General features: G+C 64.6%; 16 protein-coding genes. All 16 read right to left on the bottom strand.

The window, feature by feature from the left end; genetic code table 11:
- Positions 1-6: 6 nt before the first annotated feature.
- From rplE to fusA, 16 genes are read right to left on the bottom strand one after another with little or no spacing between them, the layout of a single operon-like run.
- Complete coding sequence (rplE, locus tag EBI04_RS08130; RefSeq protein ID WP_135257038.1) at positions 7-555, bottom strand: 50S ribosomal protein L5; 549 nt, start codon at positions 553-555, stop codon at positions 7-9.
- 1 nt (position 556) lies between these two features.
- Complete coding sequence (gene rplX / locus EBI04_RS08135; protein WP_135257039.1) at positions 557-889, bottom strand: 50S ribosomal protein L24; 333 nt, start codon at positions 887-889, stop codon at positions 557-559.
- Positions 889-1257: a 50S ribosomal protein L14 gene (gene rplN / locus EBI04_RS08140; protein ID WP_135257040.1), complete on the bottom strand. Its 369-nt coding sequence runs from the start codon at positions 1255-1257 to the stop codon at positions 889-891. Before rplN ends, rplX begins: the two co-directional genes overlap by 1 nt.
- Positions 1254-1571, bottom strand: coding sequence for a 30S ribosomal protein S17 (rpsQ, locus tag EBI04_RS08145; protein ID WP_135257041.1), 318 nt, complete (start codon positions 1569-1571; stop codon positions 1254-1256). Before rpsQ ends, rplN begins: the two co-directional genes overlap by 4 nt.
- Positions 1564-1761 carry a 50S ribosomal protein L29 gene (rpmC, locus tag EBI04_RS08150; protein WP_135257042.1) on the bottom strand — a complete coding sequence of 66 codons (198 nt, stop codon included), beginning with the start codon at positions 1759-1761 and terminating at the stop codon, positions 1564-1566. The genes rpsQ and rpmC overlap by 8 nt, the downstream gene beginning before the upstream one ends.
- Positions 1748-2173, bottom strand: a complete 426-nt coding sequence (rplP, locus tag EBI04_RS08155; protein ID WP_135257043.1) for a 50S ribosomal protein L16 — start codon at positions 2171-2173, stop codon at positions 1748-1750. Before rplP ends, rpmC begins: the two co-directional genes overlap by 14 nt.
- Positions 2174-2176: 3 nt before the next feature.
- Entirely contained in the window at positions 2177-2896 is a 720-nt protein-coding gene (gene rpsC, locus EBI04_RS08160; RefSeq protein ID WP_038070446.1) for a 30S ribosomal protein S3, read from the bottom strand.
- The gene (rplV, locus tag EBI04_RS08165) at positions 2886-3227 is read right to left on the bottom strand and encodes a 50S ribosomal protein L22 (RefSeq protein ID WP_015718104.1); all 342 of its coding nucleotides are present in this window, start codon (positions 3225-3227) and stop codon (positions 2886-2888) included. The genes rpsC and rplV overlap by 11 nt, the downstream gene beginning before the upstream one ends.
- Positions 3228-3229: 2 nt before the next feature.
- Positions 3230-3511, bottom strand: coding sequence for a 30S ribosomal protein S19 (rpsS, locus tag EBI04_RS08170; protein WP_011173711.1), 282 nt, complete (start codon positions 3509-3511; stop codon positions 3230-3232).
- Positions 3512-3519: 8 nt separating this feature from the next.
- The gene (rplB, locus tag EBI04_RS08175; RefSeq protein WP_135257044.1) at positions 3520-4350 is read right to left on the bottom strand and encodes a 50S ribosomal protein L2; all 831 of its coding nucleotides are present in this window, start codon (positions 4348-4350) and stop codon (positions 3520-3522) included.
- A 51-nt stretch (positions 4351-4401) separates the two neighbouring features.
- On the bottom strand, positions 4402-4692 hold the full coding sequence (locus EBI04_RS08180; protein WP_015718106.1) for a 50S ribosomal protein L23: 291 nt from the start codon (positions 4690-4692) through the stop codon (positions 4402-4404).
- Complete coding sequence (gene rplD, locus EBI04_RS08185) at positions 4689-5309, bottom strand: 50S ribosomal protein L4 (protein ID WP_167481921.1); 621 nt, start codon at positions 5307-5309, stop codon at positions 4689-4691. The genes EBI04_RS08180 and rplD overlap by 4 nt, the downstream gene beginning before the upstream one ends.
- Before the next feature lie 8 nt (positions 5310-5317).
- Positions 5318-5938 (bottom strand): 50S ribosomal protein L3, encoded by a 621-nt coding sequence (gene rplC / locus EBI04_RS08190; protein ID WP_135257045.1) that lies wholly within the window; start codon positions 5936-5938, stop codon positions 5318-5320.
- A complete protein-coding gene (gene rpsJ / locus EBI04_RS08195; protein WP_014514873.1) occupies positions 5935-6252 on the bottom strand; it encodes a 30S ribosomal protein S10 in 318 nt (105 codons plus the stop codon). Before rpsJ ends, rplC begins: the two co-directional genes overlap by 4 nt.
- Positions 6253-6260: 8 nt before the next feature.
- Positions 6261-7481 carry an elongation factor Tu gene (tuf, locus tag EBI04_RS08200; protein WP_135257046.1) on the bottom strand — a complete coding sequence of 407 codons (1221 nt, stop codon included), beginning with the start codon at positions 7479-7481 and terminating at the stop codon, positions 6261-6263.
- Positions 7482-7536: 55 nt separating this feature from the next.
- Positions 7537-9612 (bottom strand): elongation factor G, encoded by a 2076-nt coding sequence (fusA, locus tag EBI04_RS08205; RefSeq protein ID WP_135257047.1) that lies wholly within the window; start codon positions 9610-9612, stop codon positions 7537-7539.
- Positions 9613-9615 lie beyond the last annotated feature (3 nt).

Below are 9615 nucleotides of genomic sequence, written 5' to 3' on the forward strand. Positions count from 1 at the left end.
CTCGCCTCACTTGCGGAAGGGGAAGCCCAGAAGCTCCAAAAGAACCCTGGCCTCCTCGTCGGTCCGGGCGGTGGTCACCACCGCGATATCCATTCCCCGAAGGGCGTCCACCATGTCGTAGGTGATCTCCGGGAAGATGAGCTGCTCCCTAAGGCCCAGGTTGTAGTTGCCGCGGCCATCAAAGCTATTCGGGTTCACCCCGCGGAAGTCGCGGATACGGGGAAGGGCCACGGAAAGGAGCTTCTCCAGGAAGATCCACATTCGGTCACCCCGCAGGGTAACCCTGAGGCCGATGGGCATCCCCTTGCGGAGCTTGAAGTTGGAGATGGACTTCTTGGCCCGGGTTATGGCCGGCTTCTGGCCAGTGATGAGGGCAAGCTCCTGGGAAGCCTTCTCCAGGATGCGGGCATCCTCCTTGGCCTCCCCCAGCCCCTGGTTGATCACCACCTTCTCCAGCCGAGGCACCTCCCAGATGTTCTGGTAGCCGAAGCGGCGGATGAGCTCGGGCCGTACCTCCTCGTAGTACTTCTTCTTCAGCACAACCTCTAGCGGCATCTTATCCCTCCACGTCCAAAGCTCCGCCGCACTTGGCGCACACCCGGATCTTACGGCCGTTTTCCAGGAGCTTCCTGCGCACCCGGGTGGGCTTGCCGCACGCGGGGCAGATGGGGCGCACCTTGGAGGCATGCAGGGGAGCCTCCTGCTCCACAAAGCCACCCTGGGGGTACTGGGGGCTCACCCGCACCGCCTTCTTAACAATGTTCACCCCCTCCACGATGACCGCCCCCTTCTTGGGCAACACGGCCTTCACCTTGCCCACCTGGCCCTTGTACTTGCCCGAGGCCACCAGGACGGTGTCCCCCTTTTTTACGTGCAGCTTGGCCCGCATCAGAGCACCTCCGGCGCTAAGGAGACGATCTTCATGAAGCCCTTTTCCCGGAGCTCCCGCGCCACGGGGCCGAAGACGCGGGTGCCCCGGGGCTCCAGCTGGTTGTTGATGATGACGGCGGCGTTGTCGTCAAAGCGGATGGCGGAACCATCGGGGCGCTTGACCTCCTTCCGGGTGCGCACCACCACCGCCTTGACCACGTCGCCTTCCTTCACCGCCCCCCGGGGGATGGCCTCCTTGACGCTGGCCACGATAATGTCCCCCACGGTGGCGTACTTGGCGTTGGAGCCCTTAAGCACGCGAATGCACATGATCTTGCGGGCCCCGGTGTTGTCGGCCACCTCCAGGTAGGTCTGGGGCTGGATCATGCCTTACCTCCCCGTTTGGAAAGGCTGGCGTAGTTTTGCCTACGCACCAGGTACTTCTCCACCAGGTCCAGCCTGCCCCCCTCCACCAGGCGCAAAACCCGAAAACGCTTGCGCTTGGAGATGGGACGGGACTCGATGATCTCCACCACGTCCCCTACCTTGTACTTGTCCTCGGGGTCGTGGGCCAGGTACTTTTTGGAGCGCTTGATCACCTTGCCGTAGAGGGGGTGGGGAAACTGGCGCTCCACCAGGACCGAAACGGTCTTCTGCATCTTGTCGCTCACCACCACCCCGGTCAGCACCTTCTTAGGCATTGGCCCTCCTCTTTTCGTTCAGGACCGTGAGGAGCCGGGCGATGAGGCGCCGGGTCTCCCGGACCCTGTGGTTCTGGGAAAGCTGGCCGATGGAGGCTTGGAAGCGGAGCTCCATCAGCTCCCGCTTCTTCTCCCGAACCAGCTTCTCGATCTCACTGGGAGAGAGCTTGCGGATCTCACTGGGCTTCATCGTAGGCGTCCCTCCTCACGATCTTGGTCTTTATGGGAAGCTTGTGGCCGGCGATGCGCAAGGCCTCGAGGGCCTGCTCCTCCGTGACGCCCGCCACCTCGAACATCACCCGGCCCGGCTTCACCACCGCCACGTACCCTTCCACGTTGCCCTTACCCTTACCCATCCGCACCTCGAGGGGCTTCTTGGTGTAGGGCTTGTCGGGGAAGATGCGGATGAAGATCTTGCCCCCGCGGCGGAAATGGCGCACCATGGCCACACGGGCCGCCTCAATCTGCTGGGCGGTGATCCAGGCGGGCTCCATGGCCACCAGGCCAAAGTCCCCGAAGGCCACGTAATCTCCCCCCTTGGCCGCCCCCTTCATGCGACCCCGGTGCTGCTTGCGGTACTTCATGCGCCTGGGCATCAACATGGCCTACTCCTCCTTCTTCACGCGCACCGCTGGGCGGCGGCGGCGGGGCTTTTCCTCCGCCCTTGGCCCCTCGGGGCGGGCCTTGGGCTTCTGTCCGCCGATCACCTCGCCCAGGAACACGTAGGCCTTGACCCCCAGCACCCCGTAGGTGGTGCGGGCCAAAGCGAAGCCGTAGTCTATGTTAGCACGAAGGGTGTGAAGGGGCACCCGGCCCTCGGCGGCCCACTCCGTGCGGGCCTGCTCGGCGCCGCCGATGCGGCCGGAGACGATCACCTTGGCTCCCTTAGCCCCCGCCTCCATGACCCGCTGCACCGCCTGCTTGATGGCCCGCCGCACGGCAAAGCGGCGCTCGATCTGCTCCGCCACCCGCTGGGCCACCAAAGGAGCGGAGAGGTTGGGGTTGTGGATCTCCTGGACGTTCAGGGCCACGTTCTTGCCGGTGAGCTGGGAAAGGGTATCCCTCAGGACCTTGATCTTCTCCCCGCCCCGGCCGATGACCACACCCGGCTTGGCCACGTGCACGGTCACGGCCACGTTGTCCGCAGCCCGTTCGATGTCGATGCGGGCCAAACCAGCCGGGTAGAGCTCCTTGGTGAGGACCTCGCGGATCTTCTGGTCCTCCACCAGGAGGTGGCGGTACTGCTTCTTGCCCGCATACCAGCGGGACTCCCAGTCCCGGGTGATACCAAGCCTGAACCCGATGGGGTGGATCTTATTTCCCATGCTTCTCTCCCAAGATCACCGTGATGTGGCTGGTCCTCTTCTTGATGATGTCCGCCCGGCCCCGGGCCCGGGGAAGCACCCTTTTCAAAGCGGGCCCCTCGTCCACAAAGGCCGCCTTCACGAAAAGCCGGTCCTCCAGCATGTCGTGGTTGTTGACCGCATTGGCGGCAGCGGACTCCAGTACCTTGGCCACGTAATAGGCCCCCCGCTTAGGGGTGTAGCGCAGGATGGCGCGGGCCTCCTCGAGGCTCTTCCCCCGGATCAGGTCCACCACAAGGCGGACCTTCCTGGGGGAGATGCGCACGTAACGGGCAATGGCTTTCGCTTCCATGGCTACTTCTTCTTGGTGGCCTTAGCCTCTTTCCCGTGCCCCCGGTAGGTGCGGGTGGGGGCAAACTCTCCCAGCTTGTGCCCCACCATGTTCTCGGTGATGTAGACGGGCACATGCTGCTTGCCGTTGTAAACCGCAATGGTATGGCCCACCATCTCGGGAACGATGGTGGAGCGGCGGCTCCAGGTCTTGATGAGCCGCTTTTCCCCCTTGGCGTTCAGCTCCAGCACCTTCTCCAGGAGGTGGTCGTCTACGAATACGCCCTTCTTCAAGCTACGCGGCATGGCTCACCTCACTTCTTGCGGCGGGCGACGATGAAGCGGCTGGAGGGCTTCCGCCGCTTCCTGGTCTTGAGCCCCTTGGTCTGCCAGCCCCAAGGAGAGGCCGGGGGACGGCCCCGGGGCGCCCGGCCCTCACCGCCGCCGTGGGGGTGGTCCACCGGGTTCATGGCGGCGCCGCGCACGTGGGGCTTGCGGCCCAGCCAGCGGGTGCGCCCCGCCTTGCCCAGGACGATGTTCTTGTGGTCAGCGTTGCCCACGGCCCCGATGGTGGCGTAGCACTCCCCGTGCACCTTCCTAAGCTCCCCCGAGGGCAGGCGCAGGATCACGTAATCCCCTTCCCGGCCCTGGATCTGGGTGCTGGTGCCGGCGGAGCGGGCCAGCTTGGCCCCCTTCTTGGGCTCCAGCTCCACCGCATGGACCACGGTGCCCACGGGGATGAAGCGCAGGGGAAGGGCGTTGCCCACCTGGATGGGAGCATCCGGCCCGGCCACCACCTGCTGGCCCACCTGCAAGCCCTCGGGGGCGATGATGTAGCGCTTCTCCCCGTCGGCGTAATGCAGAAGGGCGATGCGGGCGGAGCGGTTGGGATCGTACTCGATGGCCGCCACCTTGGCGGGGATGCCCGCCTTGTCCCAGCGCTTGAAGTCGATGATGCGGTAAAGCCGCTTGTGGCCGCCCCCCCGGAAGCGGACGGTGATGCGGCCCTGGTTGTTGCGGCCCCCCGTCTTCTTCAGGGGCTTGACCAAGGACTTCTCCGGCTCGGTCTTGGTGATCTCGGAGAAGTCCGCCACCGTCATGAAACGGCGGCTTGGGGTGTAGGGTTTGAACTTCTTAACTGCCATCCTCTATGCCTCCCTTGCCGGATCGGGGCCGGGCTCCCCCCCCGACGAGGTCTAAATGAGGCCCTCCAGGGCCTCAATCTTCTGCCCGGCGGCCACCTGCACGATGGCCTTCTTGCGGTCGGGGCGCTTGCCCAGGTAGCGGCCCAGGCGCTTCTTCTTGCCCCGCACCGTCATGGTGTTCACCCCCACCACCTTGACCTTAAAGGCCGCTTCCACAGCGTTTTTGATCTCCGTCTTGGTGGCCTTGGGGTGGACCCAGAAGGTGTACTTGCCCTCGGCAAAACCGGCGTAGGCCTTCTCGGAGAGCACCGGGGCCAGGATCACGTCAAAGGCGGTCTTCATGCCTCACCTCCCATGCGGGCCTGGAAGGCCTCCCAAGCCGCCAGGTCCATGACCAGGCGCTCGGTGCGCAGGATGTCGTAGACGTTTAACCCCTCCGGCGCCAGGGTCACCACCCAGGGGAGGTTCCGGGCCGCCCGGCGCACCAGCTCGCTGGCCGTTACCAGGAGCACGCTTTCCGAGCCGTCTAGCCCCACACCCTTAGCCCAGGCCAGGAACTCCTTGGTCTTGCCGTTTACCCCGGCGAAGTCCTCCACCAGGAGGAGCTTGCCCTCCTTAGCCCGATCGGCCACGGCCATGGCCAACCCCGCCTGCCGCACCTTCTTGGGCAGGGTGTAGCTGTAGTCCCGGGGCTTGGGGCCAAAGACCGTACCCCCACCCACAAAGATGGGGGCGCCGATATCCCCGTGGCGGGCCCGCCCGGTGTGCTTCTGGGGATAGATCTTGCGGCTGGAGTAAGCCACCTCGCCCCGGGTCTTGGTGCTGGCCGTCCCCCGGCGCCTTTTCGCCAGCTGCCAGCGCACCACCTCCCATAGGAGATGGGGGTTAACCTCCTGGGGGAGATCGGCGGCAAGCTCCCGCTTGCCGGAAGAGGAGAGAACAGGAATCTGGTACACCATGTCCTCCTTTACTTGGCCACCTTCTTGGTCTGGCGCACCTGGACCAGGCCCCCATTGGGACCGGGCACCGCACCCTTGACCAAGAGGAGGTTTTCCTCGGGGATGACGTCCACCACCTCGAGGTTCATCACCGTGACCCGCTCAGCCCCGTAGTGGCCGGCCATCTTCTTACCCTTGTAGACCCGGCCCGGGGTCTTGCGGTTCCCGATGGACCCGGGGTGGCGGTGGATCTTGTGGGCGCCGTGGGAATCGGGGCCGCCGGCGAAGTTCCAGCGCTTCATTACCCCCGCCGTGCCTCGGCCCTTGGAGGTGCCGGTCACGTCCACCCGCTCGCCGGCCTTAAAGATCTCCACGGTCACCACGTCGCCCTCAGGGCTGAAGTCGCGGATCTCCTTCAGGATGCGCACCGGACCCACCCCAGCCCGGGCGAAATGCCCCTTCATGGGCCGGTTGACCCGCTTGGGGTTCTGGGGCAGGAAGCCCAGCTGGACCGCGGTGTACCCGTCCTTCTCTGGGGTCCGCCGCTGGACCACAGGGCAGGGCCCAGCCAGGATCACCGTGACGGGAATGGCCCGGTCCTCCCGGTAAATCCGGGTCATGCCCACCTTCATGCCCAGGATGCCCTTCATTTGCCACCCCCCACGGTCTTGATCTCAATCTCCACCCCGGTGGGCAGGTCTAAGGACATGAGGCTCTCGATGGTCTTGCGGTTGGGGTTCAGGATGTCCACCAGGCGGTTATGGGTGCGGAGCTCAAAGTGCTCCCGGGAGTCCTTGTGCTTGAAAGGACCCCGGATCACGGTGAAGCGCCGCACCCGGGTGGGCAGGGGCACGGGGCCCGACACCTGGGCCCCGGAGCGCCGGGCGGCCTCCACGATCTTCTGGGCCGAGGCGTCCAGGGTCTTGTGGTCAAAGCCCCGTAGCTTGATGCGGATCTTGGGCATGCTTCACCTCACTCCAGGATCTTGGTGACCACGCCGGCCCCCACGGTCCTGCCACCCTCACGAATGGCAAACCTGAGACCCTCCTCCAACGCCACCGGCTTGATCAGCTCCACCGTAAACGTCACGTTGTCCCCAGGCATCACCATCTCCACCCCCTGGGGCAACTCCACCACCCCCGTCACATCCGTCGTCCGAAAGTAAAACTGCGGACGGTACCCAGAAAAAAACCCCGTGTGCCGCCCACCCTCCTCCTTCTTCAAGATGTACACCGAAGCCTCAAACTTCGTGTGCGGCGTAATGCTCCCAGGCTTCGCCAACACCTGCCCCCGCTCCACCTCGTCCCGCCCTACGCCCCGCAACAACAAACCCACGTTGTCCCCAGCTATCCCCTCCTGCAGCGTCTTACGGTGCATCTCCACTCCCGTCACCACCGTCTTCCGCGTCTCAGGAGCCAAACCCACAATCTCCACCTCGTCCCCAACCTTCACCTTCCCACGCTCAATCCGTCCCGTCGCCACCGTCCCACGACCCGTGATCGTAAACACGTCCTCCACCGGCATCAAGAACGGCTTGTCCACGTCCCGCACCGGCGTCGGTATGTACTCGTCCACCGCGTCCAACAACTCCCAAATCTTGTCCACCCACTCGTTCTCCCCACGCTTCGTCTGAGGATTCCTGTGCATCTGCTCCAGCGCCAACAACGCGCTCCCGCGAATCACCGGCACCTCGTCCCCAGGAAATTCGTACTGGTTCAACAAATCCCGAACCTCCATCTCCACCAAATCCAACAGCTCGGGATCGTCCACCATATCCACCTTGTTCATGAACACCACAATGTACGGCACCCCCACCTGCCGGGCCAGCAAAATGTGCTCCCGCGTCTGGGGCATCGGCCCGTCCGCCGCCGATACCACCAAAATCGCCCCGTCCATCTGCGCCGCACCCGTGATCATGTTCTTGATGTAGTCCGCGTGCCCAGGACAATCCACGTGGGAATAGTGCCGCTTCGCCGTCTCGTACTCCACGTGCGCCGTGTTGATGGTAATCCCCCGCGCACGCTCCTCCGGCGCCTTATCAATCTCCCCGTAGTCCTTAACCTCCACATTCGGGTTCTCCGCCGCCGCCACAAACGTCAACGCCGCCGTCAGCGTCGTCTTCCCGTGGTCCACGTGCCCAATCGTCCCCACGTTCACGTGAGGCTTCGTACGGATAAACTCGCCCTTGGCCATCTTCGCTCTCCTTTCCGTATGCGGGGCAGGCCCGAAGGCCCACCCCTAGGGATTTCTACTGACCCTTAATGAGCTTCTCCTGCACCTGCTTGGGAACTTCCTGGTAGTGGTCGAAGAACATGACGAAGGAGCCCCGGCCCTGCGTCTTGGAGCGCAGGTCGGTGGCGTAGCCGAACATCTCCGCCAGGGGCACGTAGGCCCGGATCACCTGGGCGTTCCCCCTGGGCTCCATGCCCAGGATCTGGCCCCGACGGGAGTTCAGGTCGCCGATCACGTCGCCCATGTACTCCTCGGGGGTGGTGACCTCCACCCGCATGATGGGCTCGAGGATCACCGGCTCCCCCTTCTGCACCGCCTCCTTGATGGCCATGGAGCCCGCGATCTTGAAGGCCATCTCCGAGGAGTCCACCTCGTGGTAGGAGCCGTCGTAAAGGGTCACCTTCACGTCCACCACGGGGAAGCCGATGAGGGGACCGGACTGCATGGCCTCCTCGATGCCCTTCTGCACCGCGGGGATGTACTCCTTGGGGATCACGCCGCCCACGATGGCGTTGACGAACTCAAAGCCCGACCCCCGGGGCAGGGGCTCGGCCTTGATCTTGACGTGGCCGTACTGGCCACGGCCACCGGTCTGGCGGATGAACTTGCCCTCCACGTCCACCGGGCGGGTGATGGTTTCGCGGTAGGCCACCTGGGGCTTGCCCACATTGGCGTCCACCTTGAACTCCCGCTTCAGGCGGTCCACGATGATCTCCAGGTGGAGCTCCCCCATCCCGGAGATGATGGTCTGGCCGGTCTCGGGGTGGGTGGAGACGCGGAAGGTGGGGTCCTCCTCCGCCAGGCGCGAGAGGGCCTGGGAGAGCTTGTCCTGGTCCGCTTTGGTCCTGGGCTCGATGGCCACGTCGATGACGGGCTCGGGGACCTCAATGGACTCCAGGACGATGCGCGGGGCATCCTCGCCCACCAGGGTGTCCCCGGTGATGGTTTCCTTGAGACCCACGATGGCCCCTAAGTCCCCGGCCTTGAGCTCCTCCACCTCCTCGCGGTGGTTGGCGTGCATGCGGAGGAGGCGGGCCACCCGCTCCTTCCGGCCCTTGGTGGTGTTGTACACGTAAGAGCCGGAGGTGAGGGTGCCGGAGTAAACGCGGATGAAGGTGAGGCGGCCCACGTAGGGGTCGGCCATGATCTTGAAGGCCAGGGCCGCCAGGGGGCCGTTGGAGTCGGGGTGGATCTCCACCACCTCCCCCTCGGGCGTGGTGCCCTTGATGGGGGGAATGTCCAAGGGAGAGGGCAGGTAATCCACCACCGCATCCAGGAGAAGCTGGACCCCTTTGTTCTTCAAGGCGGACCCCAGGAACACGGGGGTGATCTGGATGTCTATGGTACCCTTGCGGATGGCCGCCACCAGCTCCTCCTCGGTGGGCTCCTCGCCCTCCAGGTACTTGAGCATCACGTTCTCATCGAAGTCCGCGGCCACCTCGATGAGCTTCTCGTGGTACTCCCGGGCCTGGGGCAGGTACTCCTCAGGGATGGGGACCTCGCGGATGTCGGTACCCAGGTCGTTGCCGTAGGTGTAGGCCTTCATCCTTAAGACGTCGATGATCCCCGAGAAGGTGTCCTCCCGGCCGATGGGGAGCTGCATGACCACGGGCCTCGCCCCCAGGCGCTCCTGCATGGTGCGGATGACGAGCCCCAGGTCGGCCCCCGTTTTGTCCATCTTGTTGGCGAAGGCGATGCGGGGCACCCGGTACTTCTCCGCCTGGCGCCAGACGGTCTCCGACTGGGGCTCCACCCCCTGGCTGGAGTCGAAGACCACGATGGCCCCGTCCAGAACCCGCATGGAGCGCTCCACCTCGATGGTGAAGTCCACGTGGCCGGGAGTGTCGATGATGTTGATGCGGTGGTCCTTCCAGAAGCAGGTGGTCACGGCGGCGGTGATGGTGATGCCCCGCTCCCTTTCCTGCTCCATGAAGTCCATGGTGGCCGCGCCCTCGTGTACCTCCCCGATCTTGTGGATCTTGCCGGTGTAGTAAAGGATGCGCTCGGTGGTGGTGGTCTTACCGGCATCGATATGGGCGGCGATGCCGATGTTGCGGAGCCGCTTTAGGTCGTACTCTACCTTGACCGCCATGGC

It is taken from the genome of Thermus caldilimi (genome assembly GCF_004684245.1).
GTDB lineage: Bacteria > Deinococcota > Deinococci > Deinococcales > Thermaceae > Thermus > Thermus caldilimi.